At 41.4% G+C, this 18,178-nt stretch carries 12 protein-coding genes and 3 pseudogenes; 10 read left to right on the top strand and 5 right to left on the bottom strand.

All coding sequences use genetic code 11. The annotated features are described in order from the left end of the window. Positions 1 to 13: 13 nt before the first annotated feature. Positions 14 to 1,853 (bottom strand): annotated as a pseudogene (locus tag SB658_RS18170) (T7SS effector LXG polymorphic toxin). Between the two features lie 537 nt (positions 1,854 to 2,390). On the opposite strand from SB658_RS18170, the gene SB658_RS18175 reads away from it, so the two are divergent. Next, positions 2,391 to 3,056 carry a hypothetical protein gene (locus SB658_RS18175; protein WP_041336758.1) on the top strand — a complete coding sequence of 222 codons (666 nt, stop codon included), beginning with the start codon at positions 2,391 to 2,393 and terminating at the stop codon, positions 3,054 to 3,056. A gap of 36 nt (positions 3,057 to 3,092) precedes the next feature. Here the strand turns inward: SB658_RS18175 and SB658_RS18180 are convergent, their stop codons facing one another. Together SB658_RS18180 and SB658_RS18185 are read right to left on the bottom strand one after the other, a co-directional pair. Further along, on the bottom strand, positions 3,093 to 3,656 hold the full coding sequence (locus SB658_RS18180; RefSeq protein WP_080320323.1) for a DUF420 domain-containing protein: 564 nt from the start codon (positions 3,654 to 3,656) through the stop codon (positions 3,093 to 3,095). Positions 3,657 to 4,464: 808 nt separating this feature from the next. After that, positions 4,465 to 4,760, bottom strand: a pseudogene (locus tag SB658_RS18185) (type I restriction endonuclease subunit R, EcoR124 family); the annotation flags it as partial. 2 nt (positions 4,761 to 4,762) lie between these two features. Between SB658_RS18185 and SB658_RS18190 the strand changes: the two are divergent. Then, a pseudogene (locus SB658_RS18190) lies at positions 4,763 to 4,960 on the top strand (hypothetical protein); the annotation flags it as partial. A 115-nt stretch (positions 4,961 to 5,075) separates the two neighbouring features. On the opposite strand, the gene gutR reads toward SB658_RS18190, so the two are convergent. Next, complete coding sequence (gene gutR, locus SB658_RS18195) at positions 5,076 to 7,565, bottom strand: glucitol operon transcriptional regulator GutR (protein WP_113713044.1); 2,490 nt, start codon at positions 7,563 to 7,565, stop codon at positions 5,076 to 5,078. Positions 7,566 to 7,765: 200 nt separating this feature from the next. On the opposite strand from gutR, the gene gutB reads away from it, so the two are divergent. The 7 genes from gutB (at position 7,766) to SB658_RS18230 (ending at position 15,085) form a co-directional block, all read left to right on the top strand. Beyond that, a complete protein-coding gene (gutB, locus tag SB658_RS18200; RefSeq protein WP_120363281.1) occupies positions 7,766 to 8,827 on the top strand; it encodes a sorbitol dehydrogenase in 1,062 nt (353 codons plus the stop codon). Positions 8,828 to 8,900: 73 nt separating this feature from the next. Beyond that, positions 8,901 to 10,292, top strand: coding sequence for an MFS transporter (locus SB658_RS18205; RefSeq protein WP_029726587.1), 1,392 nt, complete (start codon positions 8,901 to 8,903; stop codon positions 10,290 to 10,292). Positions 10,293 to 10,386: 94 nt separating this feature from the next. Beyond that, complete coding sequence (locus SB658_RS18210) at positions 10,387 to 11,349, top strand: carbohydrate kinase family protein (protein WP_069703746.1); 963 nt, start codon at positions 10,387 to 10,389, stop codon at positions 11,347 to 11,349. 195 nt (positions 11,350 to 11,544) lie between these two features. Further along, complete coding sequence (locus tag SB658_RS18215) at positions 11,545 to 12,228, top strand: PspA/IM30 family protein (protein WP_049140778.1); 684 nt, start codon at positions 11,545 to 11,547, stop codon at positions 12,226 to 12,228. A 65-nt stretch (positions 12,229 to 12,293) separates the two neighbouring features. Next, a complete protein-coding gene (locus SB658_RS18220; protein ID WP_038428507.1) occupies positions 12,294 to 13,319 on the top strand; it encodes a TFIIB-type zinc ribbon-containing protein in 1,026 nt (341 codons plus the stop codon). After that, complete coding sequence (locus SB658_RS18225) at positions 13,319 to 14,083, top strand: TPM domain-containing protein (protein ID WP_003242723.1); 765 nt, start codon at positions 13,319 to 13,321, stop codon at positions 14,081 to 14,083. The genes SB658_RS18220 and SB658_RS18225 overlap by 1 nt, the downstream gene beginning before the upstream one ends. Before the next feature lie 30 nt (positions 14,084 to 14,113). Next, positions 14,114 to 15,085 (top strand): SPFH domain-containing protein, encoded by a 972-nt coding sequence (locus tag SB658_RS18230; RefSeq protein WP_003244029.1) that lies wholly within the window; start codon positions 14,114 to 14,116, stop codon positions 15,083 to 15,085. Between the two features lie 46 nt (positions 15,086 to 15,131). Here SB658_RS18230 and SB658_RS18235 read toward each other — a convergent pair whose 3' ends face one another. Further along, positions 15,132 to 16,157 (bottom strand): potassium channel family protein, encoded by a 1,026-nt coding sequence (locus SB658_RS18235; RefSeq protein ID WP_003242752.1) that lies wholly within the window; start codon positions 16,155 to 16,157, stop codon positions 15,132 to 15,134. A 584-nt stretch (positions 16,158 to 16,741) separates the two neighbouring features. Here SB658_RS18235 and iolT point away from each other — a divergent pair. Beyond that, on the top strand, positions 16,742 to 18,163 hold the full coding sequence (gene iolT / locus SB658_RS18240; RefSeq protein WP_003234027.1) for a myo-inositol transporter IolT: 1,422 nt from the start codon (positions 16,742 to 16,744) through the stop codon (positions 18,161 to 18,163). The last annotated feature ends 15 nt before the right edge of the window (positions 18,164 to 18,178 follow it).

The raw sequence follows: 18,178 nt of genomic DNA on the forward strand, positions 1-18,178 counted from the left end.
TTCACCTTCAAGATTATTTTTTATATAACGGGTATGCAGTTGCTATTGTTCCATCCTTATTTAAATACATTTCTATTTTTATACCCGACGCAGACATGCCCCTGAATTTATTTGAGCCGATTTGCTTTTTAGTTTGGTAAGCTTCATCAATAGCTTTTAATACATCTGCACGGTTCCACTCTCTTGGGAAGAAACTAGAATCAGCTATTTTTTTAACACCGTCAACCTCAACCTTTGCCATATAAACTCCGTTTTTATCAGGTTTTTTTTCCGTACCCTGAATAATTTTTCCGCCCATCATACTTTCATGGTGATAACCAACTGCTTTACCGCGTTTATTTATTTCTCCATGGTAGATGTGCTTCATTGTACCTGTGGTATACTTTCCATTACCCGAACTGAAATTAGATGTTGTAGATTTAGTTAAAATACTCTCTTTTTGATTTTCAATAATACTTTTTAACAAAGGAGTATTTTTTGCATTATACGTATTGTCAATATCTTTAGCTATCCCTACAAGTGCAGGTTCATATTTATTTTTTAATAAGGGGTTAATAAAGTCTTTTCCCTTTAAAAGCCCTTTATTGACATGAGCAGCGGCTGTTCCACCTTCAACTACTTTACCTACTTTAGAAAGCTTGGTAGTCGTTTGCACTGCGGCACCTGCACCCTTTTGGGCCAACGATATTTCCTATCGCATAACTGATATAATGCCCTTTTTCGTATGCATCGCCATTTACCATTTTATCATTCCATGAGTCGATCAGGTTTGTCCAGATGATTTTTGAATAAGAGGGCGCGCTTAAAACTGTTGAAATTGTTTTTGTGAGTTTTAGTTCGGTGGGAAGCTGTGAATATTCCCATGTACCAACAACCAAGTCTTTGACGCCATATATCGTATCGTCAATCACATCGTCAATTCCATCATTAACTCCGTCGACGAAGTCAATTACTGTCTTACCGGTATTGATTACACTTTCACCGACGGCCTTCAGCTGTTTTGCTTGTTCAAGCTGTACCACATACTGGAGCTGTTCAGGGGTAAGATTCTCATAGCCGACCTTCTTGGCAATTTCTAAGTATTCATCCGGATCAGTCACTCCGTCAGCTAGCTTCTTCTTCAATTCTTTGATTTCTCGTTCTTTCGCTTCATCTTTCTTGATCTTCAAATAAACTTCAGTCTGTTTCTCAATATCGCCTTTTTTCTTATGTATGTCACTTTCACGGTACGCCTTGGCGTTGTAGTGAATGGGCGTAGCGTTTTTGCCTTTGCCTGTGGATTCCTCAAGCTTTTGGAAGTCCTTCTTGATGAATTGCTCGTTTGGCTCTGACTGGGCATATTCAGTAACAAGTGCTTCATCCACGCTTCCTAATTTATCGACTGTTTTTTTACGTTTGTCCTCTGCATCTGCAAGTTCGTCTTTGAAGTCTTCTGTCGAGAACAAATCAAGCGGAAGAATATCGTCGATATCATTTAAAATATCTTTCATCGCTTTCTTCTGTTCAGACATAATGGATTTTGATTTTGTGTAGGCGTTAGCCAGCTCGTGTTCTAAGAAGGATTCTTCTATATATGCATCAGATAAGCTGGCGTCCTCTAAAATGCCTGAAATACTTGCCAAGAAAGCAATTTTCATATCAAGTAAGTCAATCCAATCGCCAGCTACACCTGCGTGGTCTTGATAAAATGCTTTAATGTTGTCAGCACCTTTGCCGGAAAACTCACTGTCATCTAAATCAGCTACAGCTTTAAAAGCCTTTTTTAGATTGACCATCTGACTTCTTAATTCTTTGTATTCCTTTGCACGTCTATCTGCTTCTGAAAGCAGTGAGTTGGCTTCAAATACTTTCATGTTCATATCCTTTCGTTTGAATAGCTCCAACAAGATTTTACCATGGGGAAATGAAGAAACAGACTAAATGTGATACAAAAGTGGTGAAATGGTCAATTTTAACTATGTCATTTTACCTATCTGAATCTCTTGTTTGGGTTACCGCCGACGCCTATAGCTAGAAGGGCTTTCTACAGTTAGATTTATAGACCGAAAAAAATTGAAGGTTATTGAAATAAATAACTCCCTCTCATAGAGAGAGAGGGAGTTATTTATTTTTGTTATAAAAATTCATTGTAAAAAAAGATAAAACTAATAAAACTAGAAAATAGACTATGAAGGTTGAGATAAAGTTCCAAGAGAAAAAGTTAAAGTCTTTATTTAGAGAATAAAATACAATTTGACTTACTAAAGTTATTACGAAAACAACTGTTATTAATTTAGAGAATTTTTTGGTCATGACAAAACACCTCTTCCAATTTAGTTAAATAAACCCATTTAATATAGTAGAATCTTTGGTAAAATATAGTATGTAAATAACGATTAGGAGGATGTTCTATGAAAAAGCTTTTAGCTGTAGTGTTAACATTTACTATGATAACACTAATGTTCGGAAGTACGTCAATAGTTCAAGCGGAGGAAAAGTGTCCAACCTGTGAGAAAACAGATCCTTTAGTAGCGCCTACCACAAAAGATCTAAATAAAACTATTGAAATATTAAAAGACAATAATGTGAACACGTTAGCTTTGGATAAAGAAAAAGCTGCAGTAGTCGAAAATGATAAAGACAAAGCTGTAATTATCGCAGAAAAGCTAGGTGATAGTAAAGATAAGATTGAGTATAACCAGTATTTTGTTGACGTTAATAACGAAAAATTTGTAACTTTAAAACAAAAAGTTGAAAAACTAGATGATAAGACTGTAAAAGCTGAAGTCATAAACGTAGAATCAGGAGCAAAATACTCTGTTACAATTGATAAAGACGGAAATAAATTAGATGAAAATTTTATTTCAGGAAAGTCTGCTGATTTTAAGCAATCAAGTTTATGTAGTGCTATCGTAGGTGCAGTTCTTGGTACAGGATCTAAATTTGCTTGTATTGCTGCTTGTACAGCTGTAACTGGAGGTTGGGGAGCAGTTGCATGTGGTGTATTATGTGCAGCAGTAACTGGCGGAATAAGCTGGGCTGGGGCAAAAGATATGTGTGAACAATTATTCGGTTGAAAAACGACGCTCCTATATAGGAGCGTTTTTTTATCACTAGTAATATGGAGAAATTAATAAATAAACCAAAACACCCGTAAGGCTAACATACAGCCAAATTGGCATTGTCCAACGTACTATTTTTCGGTGTTTTTGTGTCTGCATTGTTAAACCCCAAATTAATGAAAATAACGCTAAAGGTACGACAATACCAGCAAGAATACTATGAGAAGTTAGAATAATGTAGTAAAAGTATTTGGCGAGCCCTTCTCCTCCATAATGAGTGGTCTCTTGAGATAAGAAGTGGTAAGTTAAATATGAAAATAAAAATAATATTGTTGAAGAAAATGCTGCAAGTATGAAAGCTCTGTGAAGTTTTATGTTATGCTTTTTTATAAAAATTAAAGCTGCTATAAGAAAGATGAACGTAAAACTATTTAGAACAGCATTTATACGAGGAAAGATGGTTATATTAAAATTCACCTCTCCCTTATACTCTAAAGGCGAAAAAAATAATAGCAAGATAATCACATTAGCTAAAAGTGAAAGTGTGATTACTGTTTTTGTATAATTTGAGTTCTCCTTGGACCTTTGAGTCTTTATTCTATTCAAACTTTTCACCTCCCTCTCTAAATTAACATGATTTTTTCCATAATGGGCCCTATATGAAAAAAACAAAACTTAATTCCTATTCTACACAATACCTATTTAAGGTTGTAAACAGTTATTATATAAGTATGAAAAAATATTTTTATACAGTTCATGAGATATTGTCGTTTTGCTCATTTTGATTACTGGGATCGTTGCAATTAACCTGATCGACTGAGGTATATCTGAGAGTATTGCGCATACCGTATTGATGATAGCCGTTGCTATTACCTTGTTAAAAGGGACCATTATAATGTGGAGAGAAAGGCGATATGAAAGAAAGCGAAAGAATTAAGTTTATCCAGAAAGAAGTTTTGACTGCAGCGGAAGCGGGATAGCTGCTTGGCACGTTTAAGCTACTCTTGTGACTTCACGGAAGCTCAAGCCTGTTAAAAAGGTTGGGACAGTTGCAATGTTTTTGCTTGAACATGTACAAGCCTTTAAAAAGAATTAAAAGCCGGCCGGAAGAAGGCCCTATGATGAATGAAGATCTTCTTATATTAAAAGGAGTTATCGTACGTTTTATGAAATCCTCTCATATAAATCATCACAACATGTGGATATATGGGTCTAAAAAATAAAAAATGGTGAGATATCAGGTGAAAAAAGGACATAAATAGGGGCAATGCATGGGGTGGAATGATGTAATCTGCCCTCCTAGGCCCTTGATATTTAGGGATTCAGAAGTTTTTTTACTCTAAGAAGACTTAAAATATCAGGGATTAGAGAGACCTTTCATACATTCGATGAATGTACGAGGGGTCTCTTTTTATTGGTTTTATGTATTCGCAAATTCCCTAACTGCTTGGCTGCGTCTTTCGTGAAGAAGCGTCTTTTCACTACAAGAATATCTTCCTCTTCATCTACTTTTTTCGTATCAATGGCATTTAACATCTCACGGTATACATCTTTAACAATGTCTGATTTCTCAAGTTTTTGAAGTGCGCTTTCGATCTCATCACGGATATTCTGGTTATTGGCCGAGTATGTTTCTAATAGTCGATCAATATACGTTGAATCAATATCATAGATCTTCACTGCGTTTTCTCCATAAAACTCAATGTCTGAAAAATCCGGTGTATTTATCTGCAGTTCAATATGTGATAGGGGCAGATCCTATTCCGAATATCGGGGGAATCATCAATAGCAAGCAATTTGATCAGTATAAAGCCGTGCATCCAGATGCAAAACCGTTGAAATACAGACCAGAGTTGAAGCGTCAGTGGAGAAAGATGTTAGATGAAGTCATTGTACCTTTGGATGGCGAGCTGAGATAAAGACATTTTGAACTAAAGGAATCTATATAACGAAAGGCCAACTGCGACTTCAGTTGGCCTTTCCTATTTATAATAAAGAAACTGAGTGAGATTGCTGACAGAACTACTATGCGTACTAGTCGTTTTCTTTAATTACCATTTCCAGTCCTTCGACCTCCCCACGAATCCCAATCGCAGGCTCCCAAGAATCAATCAAACGAATCGCCTTCTGATTAGATTCCATAGCTTCCGCATGATCTCCTTTACGGTACAACAACTGTGCCATCCCATAATAATAATAGATCAGCTCAACCTGATTGGCGTTATGTTTGTCATAGAGCATTTGCTCAAAGGCTTCTTCCGCTTTCTCAAATTGACCACATTTCACGTAAGCGACACCCAGATTGAAATAGGCTTCTATCGTTTTTTCGCCGCCGTACGTGGAGCTGATTTCATTTGCCGCTTCGTATAATTGAATGGCTTCTACATGATAACCTTTCGCAAAGCTTAAGTCACCGCGAACCAATAGAACTCTGTGTTGAATGGTAGGGGAAATCGGTTGATTTTCGATTTCGTTTAAAATGGTCTCTGCATTTTCCTGTTGCCCGTCTTTTAAAAAAAGCCTTGCTTTGAGTGCGTGTCCCCAAACCTTTAGATCATAGGCATCGTGAGCGTCTGATTGTTCCAGAATCCTCAGCCCGGCTTCAATTTGCTGTAAGGCCCTGTCTAAATCATTGACTTCCATCAGAGCCCAGCCTGCTGTGTCGATTCGGAAGTACGCTTCTCGTGTGTGTTTGCCTAATTGATGGGCGGCGTCGGCGGCTTTGCATCCGTATTCGATACGCAGGGGAAGGTTGATTCTGCTTAGAAAATGGCTAATTCGGGTGATGAGTTCGATTAGGATTTCTTTTTGATCGGTGTCGCTTGCCCATTGGATGACCTTTAAGATGTTTGGCCAATCTTGTTTCATTTGATCTAAATTCCGTCCCAGCAGGTAGCTCCAATAGATAGAGTTTGGCTGTTCCCGCTTTAAATGGGTTTCAGCATAATCAATATAATAGTAAGCCCAGCGATTGCGGGCTTCTTTTTCATATTCGTGTTGTTCGGACAAGTGCCGTTCTCCGTAAGCGACAACGGTTTGGTGCGCTAAGTATTGTGTCCTTCCTTCGCTTCGTTCCGGCTGAATCAGCGCATATGACCGCATTTGTTCCATAGCGTAATGAAAACGGCGGGCGTCTAATCCGGCTGCTGCCGCCAGGCTTTTTTCATCAGGCGGCTTGCTGAAAAAGCAAAGCGTCTGCCATAGCTTTCGCGTATCTTCATTGCATCTATCCCAGGTGCGGCCAAAGAGGAATTCAAACAATTCCAGCAGTGAGTAGCCTGCTTTTCCAAGCTCATGAATCAGCTGCTGAGCGGGGATGTCATCGTCTGACATATAGGCAATGCTGAGTGCCATGGCTTTCGGGTTTCCGGCAGTCGCTGAAATGAATTCGTTTTTCAGGTCAGATGATAGATGTAACAGCTGCTCCAGCTTTTCCCGTTTATTTTGAATGTTGCATGTTTGTAAGCATCGGTGCACTTCTTGCTGAAAAAAATCCAAGGCATCTGTTTGGTCAAGGCCGCTCAGCTGAATAGCTGTCATTTCTCCGAAGCTTTCCCGATAGGTTTGCTTTACGTTTTCCCGCGCTGTGAGGAGAACTTTCACGCCTTGCGGAAGGCTGGTGATAAATTCATGAATGTCACGTTCTGCAGTATCAATGCTGTCAACGATCAGCAGGATCGGTTTTTCTCTAGTGTAATTAGCTAACGCATTGCGGACGACGAACCGTTTTTCATTGATTGATTTATCGATTTGTTCTGTGCGCCCGAGCTGATAGGCGATCGTATTTAAAAAATCGCTAAAGCTCAATCCTTTCCAATCAGCGCTGACCCAGATGATGCTGTTGAATGCGGGCCAATCTGAAGTATCGCCGACACAGGAATAGGCGGCTTCAAGAGCGATTGTGGTTTTACCCATACCAGCCCAGCCGGTGATTAAACAGACTGGTGACGGAGAAAGCATCCATTGCCGTATTGCTTCCATATCAAAGCTGCGCCCGATAAAGCGTCCGGACCAGCGTGAGGGTAAATTATGAGTGATAGGCTGTTCTGTAAGCGCATTCGTTTCATGGCCGGGTCTGTCATGAAACAGCCGTTTTACTACATTTTCAATTTCGTCTTCACTCGGAGCCCCGAATAATCCGTCTTTTCGCAGTATTTTCGCTTTTTTCAAACAAGATGCTGCCCATACAGGCAATGCGGGTTTGATGACTGGGATAGTGGTGGCTTCCAGCAAGTCGGTCAACCACTCGATATCCAAGTCGGTCTTTTCGAGAATGATCCAGATCATTCCGAACAGTTTTCCGTCGTCAATTCTTCCGGGAATGTAGTTTGCCCCCATCTGTCCGATCCAGCTTTTGATCGTGTTTGGGGAGACTCCCAGCTGGAGTGCGATTTTATCTATGTAAGACTGTCCTGATTCTTCATTCTTTTTCCTTCTGACTTTATAATCAGGATGAAGTTTTAGCGTTTTGACGCCAGGTGCCAGCAGTTGTGCAAATTGTTTTCGGTTTTCAAGTTCAGCCATAAGCCTGCACCTCCTATTAGTACTATTTTATCAATCCAGCGTTTTTTGTATATGAAAAAATAAAAGTACAGTGCCGCTGTCCTTTTATACAGCAGGAAAGGCTGTTGAACGTGTTGAAAAGCAGATAAAATGGGGGCAGTAACAGAGAAAACAAAATGTATGCACTTACATTTTATTTTCTAAAGAAAGGAACTTGCCAAATGACTCACACAGTACCTCAAAACATGAAAGCGGCTGTTATGCACAACACAAGAGAGATCAAAATTGAAACATTGCCTGTGCCTGATATCAATCATGATGAAGTGTTGATTAAGGTGATGGCTGTCGGAATTTGCGGATCTGATCTGCATTACTATACGAATGGCCGAATCAGCAACTACGTTGTGGAAAAACCATTTATTCTTGGCCATGAATGCGCGGGTGAAATTGCCGCTGTCGGATCAGCTGTCGATCAATTCAAAGTCGGTGACCGCGTCGCTGTTGAACCTGGTGTTACGTGCGGACGCTGTGAAGCGTGCAAAGAAGGGCGCTATAATCTTTGCCCGGATGTACAGTTTTTGGCTACACCGCCGGTAGACGGCGCGTTTGTCCAATATATTAAAATGCGTCAGGACTTTGTTTTTTTAATCCCAGACTCACTTTCTTATGAAGATGCTGCTTTGATCGAGCCGTTTTCTGTCGGCATCCATGCGGCGGCCAGAACGAAGCTACAGCCCGGATCAACGATTGCGATTATGGGGATGGGCCCTGTTGGGTTAATGGCTGTTGCCGCAGCTAAAGCATTTGGGGCAGGCACAATCATTGTCACCGACTTAGAGCCGCTGCGGTTAGAAGCTGCGAAAAAAATGGGAGCGACTCACATTATTAATATACGTGAACAGGATGCACTTGAAGAGATTAAAACGATCACGAATGATAGAGGCGTTGATGTTGCTTGGGAAACAGCAGGGAATCCAGCGGCATTGCAATCCGCACTGGCTTCTGTGCGCCGGGGCGGAAAATTGGCGATTGTCGGTTTGCCTTCACAGAACGAGATTCCGCTCAACGTACCGTTTATTGCGGATAATGAGATTGATATTTACGGGATCTTCCGTTATGCCAATACGTATCCAAAGGGAATCGAATTTCTTGCTTCAGGCATTGTGGACACGAAGCATCTAGTAACGGACCAATATTCGCTGGAGCAGACGCAAGATGCGATGGAGCGGGCGCTTCAATTTAAGAATGAATGTTTAAAAGTGATGGTGTATCCAAATCGCTGAGTGAACAGGGAGGATCTTCGTATTCTCCCTCTTGTTTACTGGAAATGAAAACGGATTCTTGGGGTGGGAAATGATGATTGAAACAGAAAAAGTAACGGCAATGAAAGTGAAGCATCAGTCAAAATCCAGTACCGGACTGTCCTGGTTTGAACGAATCGGCTATGGATTCGGCGATATGTCGTATAATATTATCTTTCAGTTTGTAAACGCATACTTATTATTCTATTATACAGACGTCGGCGGCATTCAGCCTGCGGTGATCGCAACTTTGTTTCTTGTTGTGCGTGTGCTGGATGCTATTTTTGACCCGATCATGGGATTGATTTTAGATAAAACGAATACAAGGTGGGGAAAAGCAAGGCCCTATTTGCTGTGGGTGGCATTTCCTTTTGCGCTATTCACATTCTTATGTTTCACGACGCCTCATTTCGGTGAGACCGGAAATATGGTATATGCGTATGTCACTTATATTCTGCTTGGGATGTCCTTTAGTATGCAAACGATCCCGGTGAACAGCTTAACGGGGCGGATGACGAATTCGGTGGAGGAACGAACGGTTCTGACCACAACCCGGATGATTTTGGTGTATATCGGCATTCTTTTATCCATTTCCTGTGCGACACCGCTTGCAACTGCTATCGGAGGAGAGGATCAGGCGTTTGGATTTCAGATGACGGCGCTCATCTATGCGGCTGTCAGCATCGTTTTGAATCTATTTAGTTTCTTTACTGTACGGGAGCGAATTCAGCCTAAAAAGAGAAAAAAACAAGGGATCAAAAAGACGTTATCCGTTTTATTCCGAAATAAACCCTTGCTTATGTTAATTTCATCATTTTTGGCTTTTGCGATCGGGTTTAATATTAAGCTCAGCACGATGGTGTATTATTTTACGTATAACGTCAACCATAAAGAGTTCGTGTTTATGGGCACCGTTTTATTTTTCGGGGCAGCGCTGATCAGTAATTTGTTTATTCCTTTCTTTTCTGAGAAGTGGGGCAGAAAACAAGTCATGATCATCACGGCAGCTCTATCGCTTATTTCTTATGCCGGCCTGCATTTTACGCCGTATTCTTCAATTCCACTCATTTTCATTTGGCTTTTCGCTTCGGGATTTTTCACAACGCCTTTAAATACGCTTGCTTGGGGAATGGTTGCGGATTGTGTCGATTATGCGGAATGGAAAACCGGAATTCGCGCGGATGGTGTGGTGATTTCGAGCATGAGCTTTATCAATAAGCTGGGTGTGGCGTTGGCCGGGTCATTTTCGGCCATCTATTTAGGAATCGCCGGGTATGTGGCGAATACAGACCAGACAGTTGCGTCATTGAATGCGATTAAAAATATGAATGCTTTGATTCCGGGATTTTTCATTTTGCTTTCTATTATTCTTATCGCCTTCTATCCTTTAACGGAAAAAAGATATAAACACATCATCTCTGAGCTGGAGCAAAGGTCTGCGAGATAAATATATGTAAAATTTTTAATATTCAATGTTGTATTTATGGCAGAAAGTAATATACTGAGACTGTAATCTAGACTTTATAAATGAGTGTGATAATATGCGTAGTCATTCTGTAGTTTGTATTGGGGAATTGTTGATTGATTTCTTTTGTACCGATGTTGACGTTGATTTAATGGAAGGGCGCCAATTCCTGAAAAGTGCCGGGGGTGCACCGGCGAATGTGTCAGCAGCGATTGCCAAGCTGGGCGGAGACGCCGCTTTCAGCGGAAAAGTAGGAAAGGATCCGTTTGGGTATTTTCTGAAGCAAACATTGGACGCTGTACATGTCGATACCTCTATGCTGGTGATGGATGAGAAAGCGCCTACAACGCTTGCTTTTGTTTCATTAAAACAAAATGGAGAGCGTGACTTTGTTTTTAATAGAGGCGCGGACGCTTTGTTTACGCTGGAGGATATTGACCAGGAAAAACTAAACGGAGCGAAAATCCTTCATTTCGGCTCTGCGACGGCACTGTTATCGGATCCGTTTTGCTCAGCCTATTTACGGCTGATGTCGATTGCGAAAGACAATGGACAGTTTATTTCGTTTGACCCTAACTACCGTGAAGATTTATGGAGGGGAAGAGTCTCAGAGTTTGTAAGTGTTGCGAAAAAAGCGATCGCTGTAAGTGATTTTGTGAAAGTCAGTGACGAGGAGCTTGAGATTATAAGCGGTGTGAAGGATCATGAAAAGGGAGTTGCGATCCTTCATGAGATCGGAGCCAACATTGTCGCTGTGACACTTGGGAAAAGCGGAACGCTTCTTTCCAATGGAAAAGACCGTGAAATCATTCCAAGCATTCCTGTGACATCAATTGACTCAACAGGGGCGGGAGATGCTTTTGTCGGTGCGGCTTTATATCAATTGGCAAACACGGATCAGATTCAATCTGTAGAAACAGATTTTGTGAAACTGCGTGAGATTGTGGCGTTTGCCAATAAGGTCGGAGCTCTTGTGTGCACTAAAATTGGAGCGATTGATGCACTGCCGAGCTTGGATGAGATCGAAGTTTCTTTGTAAATCATTGAAGATGTTTCTTGAAAGTCTTTGGACTTTTGGGGGCATCTTTTTTTATTGCTTACATTTTTGTTCAGGTAAAAAGTTGTGTATTTTTTGTTTGGAATGTCATTTTTTATTAAAAAAGTGAAACTTTTAACGATAATAAATAGTATATGTAACAAGGGTTACCGAATTAGCTTTAGGAGGAACGATATAATGAGTATAATTGGAAGATTTAAAGATATTATGTCTGCGAATATCAATGCTTTATTGGACAAGGCTGAAAATCCGGAGAAAATGGTAGATCAATATTTAAGAAATATGAATAGCGATTTGGCTAAGGTTAAGGCAGAAACAGCAGCTGTTATGGCCGAGGAGCAGAGAGCAAAAAGAGAATATCACGAATGCCAGGCGGATATGGAAAAGATGGAAAGCTATGCAATGAAGGCGCTGCAAGCCGGGAATGAGAGCGATGCGAGAAAATTTCTTGAAAGAAAAACATCTTTGGAGTCAAAGCTTTCTGAGCTGCAGGCGGCGAATCAAATTGCTGCAACCAATGCCGCACAGATGAGAAAGATGCATGACAAATTGGTATCTGACATTGGAGAGCTGGAAGCACGTAAAAATATGATCAAGGCGAAGTGGGCAGTAGCGAAAACGCAAGAAAGAATGAACAAACTGGGCGCTTCTGTTTCAAGTACAAGCCAATCAATGTCTGCATTCGGCCGAATGGAGGACAAAGTAAATAAGGCACTTGATCAGGCCAATGCAATGGCTGAACTGAACAGCGCTCCGCAGGATGATATGGCTGATCTGACTGCAAAGTATGACACTGGCGGTTCAAGCCAGATTGATGATGAACTTGCGGCGTTAAAAGCGAAAATGATGCTCGATAAGTAATACATAGGAGGCCGCAGCTCTCGGCTGCGGCGTCATTTTATCATAAGATGTGAGAGGGAACGGTAATGATAATATCTTATAAGTGTCCGAACTGCGGCAGTGATATGGCATTTGACAGTGAAACCGGCTCGTTATCCTGCAGCAGCTGCGGAAGACAGGACAATATTGAAAGCCTTCCGAAAGAAAACATTGCGGCACGGTTTTCTGATGATGAAGCAAAAGAATATCAATGTGAAAACTGCGGTGCCGTTTTGATCACGGAAGCTGAAACGACAGCAACGACGTGCAGCTTCTGCGGAGGTGCTGCAATACTTGCCGATCGTTTATCAGGACATTTGGCGCCGGCGAAGGTCATTCCATTTACAATCAGCAAGCAAGAAGCGGAGCAGGCATTTCGAAAGTGGTGCAAAAAAGGCCTTCTGACACCAAGAGGTTTCATGTCTGCTGATCGTATCAAAAGCATCACCGGCATGTATATTCCATTTTGGATGTTTGATTTAAATAGTGAAGTACAGGTGAGAGCAAACTGTACCAGAGTCCATCAATATGAAGAAGGGGATTATATTTGCACGGAAACAGAGCACTTTGAAGCGTTTCGTGATATCAATCTCGATTATTTGAAAATCCCTGTCGATGCCTCTGAAAAAATGAAAGACGAATTAATGGACAAATTGGAGCCTTATTCATACGAAGAGCTGAAGGACTTTCAAACGGCATATTTGGCCGGTTATATTGCGGAAAAGTACAATTATACCGATGAGGAGCTTTTTCCGAGGGCAAAAGAGAAAATCAGCAGTTATATAGATTCATACATCCATTCTACTTTTTCCGGATATACGTCAGTCAATGTGAGGGACAAACATATTCACACGAAAAACGTGAACAGCTTTTACGTTTTGCTTCCTGTTTGGATGGTCAGTTACGATTATGAAAGAGCGGAGCATATCTTTGCGATGAACGGGCAAACAGGAAAGGTCGTTGGAAAGCCGCCGATCAGTCGAGGAAAAGTGGCTGCATGGTTTAGCGGAATAGCAGGCGGGACATTTCTTGCGTTGAAGCTCGTCTCATTGATGATGGGAGGCGGATTTTGATGCGTGGATTTTTTGGGAAAGCGATCTTTGTTGTGCTGGCTGTTTTCATCATGATGCCTTTACTGGGTATCGAAGCGGTAAGAGCCTCTGAATTGCAGCAGCATGTGTACGATCGCGCTCATCTATTGTCAAAAGCGGAGATCGGAAAACTTGAATCTCTCTCGGCAAAGCTGGGTGCAAAGAGGGACACTGATTTCATCATTATTACGACCAAAAGCACAAACGGTGAAGATATTGCAGACTATACCGGCGATTTTTATGATCGTTACGGAAAAGGCAGTACAGCCATTCTGACGATTGATATGACAAACAGAGAAGTGTTTATCGCAGGCTTTAAAAAAGCCGAACAGTATTTGGACAACAGCAGGCTCAATAGCATCAGAAATACGATTTCATCTGATTTATCCAATGAAAATTATTTTGAAGCTTTTGAGACATATATTCAGCTTTCCTATAAAGATATGGGCATAAAACCGGGAGTAAACCCTGACAACATATTCTTTACATGGTGGTTTCAGCTGATTGCTGCCATCGCAGTCGGGGGAATTGCGGTTTCAATCATGCTTTATCATGCAGGCGGCAAAGTAACGGTTAATGGAAGTACATATATGGATCAGCGTACGTCTGATGTGATTGATCAATACGACACTTATATTAGAACGACTGTAACAAGAGAAAGAAAACCATCAGATAAAGACAGCGGCAGCGATGGCGGTGTTACGAAAGGCGGCACGTCATACAGTGGGAGCCGGGGCAGTTTTTAAATGTAAGAAATAGAGAAAGGGAGAGGCGTAATGTCGTTTTTCAGAAATCAATTAGCGAATGTAGTAGAGTGGGAAGAATTTAGAGATGATATGATTTTTTATAAATGGAACAATCGTGAAATCAAAAAAGGGAGCCGTTTAATCATTCGTCCCGGACAGGATGCTGTCTTTTTGAACAATGGGCGGGTTGAAGGAGTCTTTCAAGATGATGGCGATTATGATATTGAATCAGAAATTATTCCATTCCTTTCAACGTTAAAGGGCTTTAAGTTTGGCTTTAACAGCGGCATGCGAGCTGAGGTGCTGTTTGTCAATACGAAGGAATTTACCGTAAGATGGGGAACAAAACAGGCGATAAATATTCCGGCAGCGGGAATGCCAGGCGGGATGCCCATTCGCGCAAACGGCACATTTAATTTCAAGGTGCAGGACTATATCAGCCTGATTGATAAAATCGCTGGCGTGAAAGATCAATATTTTGTAGAGGATATTAAAACCCGTATCATTTCTATTCTGGATCAGCTTCTCATGAAGTGGATCACAAGAGAAGGGAAAGATATGTTTAATCTTCAAGCAAACGCTTTTGATATTGCCAAGGGAATTCAAGAGGACTTAGATATGCAATTAATAAGCGACGGGATGACGGTCACTGGTTTTCAAATCATGAGCTTTAATTATCCTCAAGAGGTTCAAGATATGATTACAAAGAACGCTTCCTACGGTATGGTTGGGGATGTGAACAGATACCAGCAAATATCAATGACGGATGGAATGGCATCCGGAAAGATGAGCGGAAGCGGAGCGGCTTCGGATATGGCTGGAATGATGATGGGAATGAATATGGCCAATCAGATGATGAACCAAATGAATCAGAATCAGCAGGCACAGTCATCAGGCCCACAGTCAACTGGCAGCGGAAGCAAACCGAATTTCTGTCCAAACTGCGGAACAAAAACGGGCGAAGCCAATTTTTGTCCGAATTGCGGCCAGAAGCTTGTATAAGAATCATACAGTGAAAAGTCCGGAGTGATCAGCACTCGGGACTTTTTTATTTAGGAGAATAAGCATTACCTATTGCTTGCTCCTGAACAGGCCATTTTCGAGCCCCCGCTTGGATAATTCCCAGCAGCAATTGACGACGTTCCTTTATTGAATTGACGGCAATTTGAAATGTTTGCTTTGATAAAGCCGGTATGCCTGATTGTTGAAGCTTTGAGATGTCTGGTTCTGGCGGCGCTTGTTCTGCAGGATGGATATAGGCAGTATGAACGGTATCCAGATAGTTTTTGATACTTGAGCGCGCTTCTTTGATATGAAGCTGATTCGGCTGATATTGTTCAGGAATTCCGTATTTGAAAATGGTTAGAGCCTCATCCAATACAGCAACAGCTATAATGGATGATTCCTGATGCTGCGTGCTGTGGTAAAAATGAAGGATGGGGAAGGCGTTATGCTGAGCGGTCAGCTTTCCCAGTTCTGATGAGGCAGCGACAAGAAGAAAATCAATGTCGTGAAAATCTTTGCCATTCCATGCATTATGGACGATTTCAGTTCCGTCATGCCCTAGACTTAATACACTTTGGGCAAAGGAGCGTTTTTGATTAACCGCACTCAAGACGGAAATCAAATACGTGACAGAAAATGTGATGGTAAGCAGTCCTTGAGCTGTTTCAATAATCGTGACAAGCTTCCATAGGCCTCCGTTCGGAGCGAGGTCGCCATTTCCTAATGTAAACATGACATAGCCGGAAAAATAAATTCGGTCTGACCAGGAAGCCGGTTCTTTTGATTGAGTTTCCATAAGTGAGTGAGGGTCACTCGAGTAAATCAAAACCCACCCGCTCCAAAATAGACTGATCCATATCACTAACGTCAGGCATAACAGCAGAGGACCAGCCATACTTAGAACCTTTGCGTGGTCACCGCTGATTTTGCGGCAGCCCTTCCACAGCCAGGCAGACAGGCATCTTGTGATCGGGCCGGCACCGCTCTCTAACCATAACGTGGTCCATAAAAAATCAATCATCCCCGCTGTCAATAATAAAAGGCCTGCAATGATATAACCCTCATTCATTTTGGTTGCCTCCCTTAAGTCAGCCTTCTTTTATTTTCTTCTCTATTTCCTTTTATCCTGAGTCTGAAACAATTGAACGAATGTTTGATTTTACAGAGAAAAATAGGTGGGAGTTACCCAACACTTACTCATTTTTCGATATGAACAGAAAATCACAAGATTTTTGACTTGATTCACACATTTTCATGAAGAAAAACGTTCATTTTCCCCTTGAATTGGTGATTTTCCTTTTATAGAGTAAAAAATTTTCAGAAATTTATATTGACTGAAAGCGTTTTTATAATTATGATAATATCAGATATAACAAAAATGTCACTATAACATCACTACAATTGAACTATTAAGTGACTAATAAATACCAAATGAACGAGGTTATGCACAAAGAAATGACCATTGTTCTTTTAACGAGAAATGAAATCGCTTCCATAGGGATTGACATGCTAAGAAGAAGGGAAGGTTATGAGGTTATTGGATAAAAACATGAACAACTATTTTCTGAAGCCTGCTTACGAAATGTGAGGAAGGCAGCAGCCCTGGAATAAGTTTTTGACATACGCATTTTGAAAAAGACTGGGGGAAACAGTATGAATAAACAAGGAAATCAAATGTCATTTTTACGTACAATTATTTTAGTCTCCACTTTCGGCGGGCTTCTTTTTGGCTATGATACCGGTGTGCTCAATGGAGCTTTGCCGTATATGGGAGAGCCGGATCAGCTTAATCTCAATGCCTTCACAGAAGGCCTTGTCACCAGTTCACTTCTTTTTGGAGCGGCACTGGGTGCTGTGTTTGGCGGCAGGATGTCTGATTTTAACGGCCGCCGCAAAAATATTTTGTTCCTCGCTGTTATATTTTTTATTTCAACGATTGGGTGTACGTTTGCACCAAATGTTACGGTCATGATTATTTCCCGTTTTGTGCTCGGTATTGCGGTTGGGGGTGCATCCGTAACGGTGCCTGCCTATTTAGCAGAGATGTCTCCTGTGGAAAGCAGGGGACGGATGGTGACGCAGAACGAATTGATGATTGTATCAGGACAGCTTTTGGCCTTTGTTTTTAATGCGATCCTTGGAACAACAATGGGAGACAACTCCCATGTGTGGAGGTTTATGCTGGTCATTGCGTCACTTCCAGCCTTGTTCCTGTTTTTCGGCATGATCAGAATGCCCGAGAGTCCCCGTTGGCTTGTTTCTAAAGGAAGAAAAGAAGATGCTTTGCGTGTATTGAAAAAAATCAGGGACGAAAAACGGGCAGCAGCTGAGCTGCAAGAAATTGAATTCGCTTTCAAAAAAGAAGACCAGCTTGAAAAAGCGACATTTAAAGATCTTTCAGTCCCATGGGTGCGCCGTATTGTGTTTATTGGATTAGGGATTGCGATTGTACAGCAAATTACAGGTGTGAATTCGATTATGTATTATGGGACTGAAATTCTAAGAAATTCCGGTTTCCAAACGGAAGCCGCTTTAATCGGAAATATTGCGAATGGCGTGATTTCGGTATTGGCAACATTCGTCGGAATCTGGCTGCTGGGAAGAGTGGGGCGCCGGCCGATGCTGATGACAGGCTTGATCGGTACGACAACAGCATTATTGCTAATCGGGATATTCTCACTTGTACTTGAAGGATCACCGGCACTTCCGTATGTAGTCCTGTCATTAACGGTCACATTTCTTGCTTTTCAGCAGGGCGCCATTTCACCAGTGACTTGGCTGATGCTATCTGAAATTTTCCCGCTTCGCCTTCGCGGACTGGGAATGGGTGTTACGGTATTCTGTCTGTGGATGGTGAATTTTGCAGTCAGTTTCACGTTTCCGATATTGCTGGCAGCTATCGGGCTGTCCACAACGTTCTTTATCTTCGTTGGATTAGGAATTTGCTCTGTCTTGTTTGTGAAGAGGTTTTTGCCGGAAACGAAAGGGCTTTCGCTTGAGCAGCTGGAGGAAAACTTCCGCGCTTATGATCACAGCGGGGCAAAGAAGGATTCTGGGGCTGAAGTGATTGGATAATTTAAAAAAGAATCC

Origin of the sequence: Bacillus sp. SIMBA_008, from assembly GCF_046535495.1 — a bacterium.
In the GTDB taxonomy this organism is placed as follows: Bacteria; Bacillota; Bacilli; order Bacillales; family Bacillaceae; genus Bacillus; species Bacillus subtilis.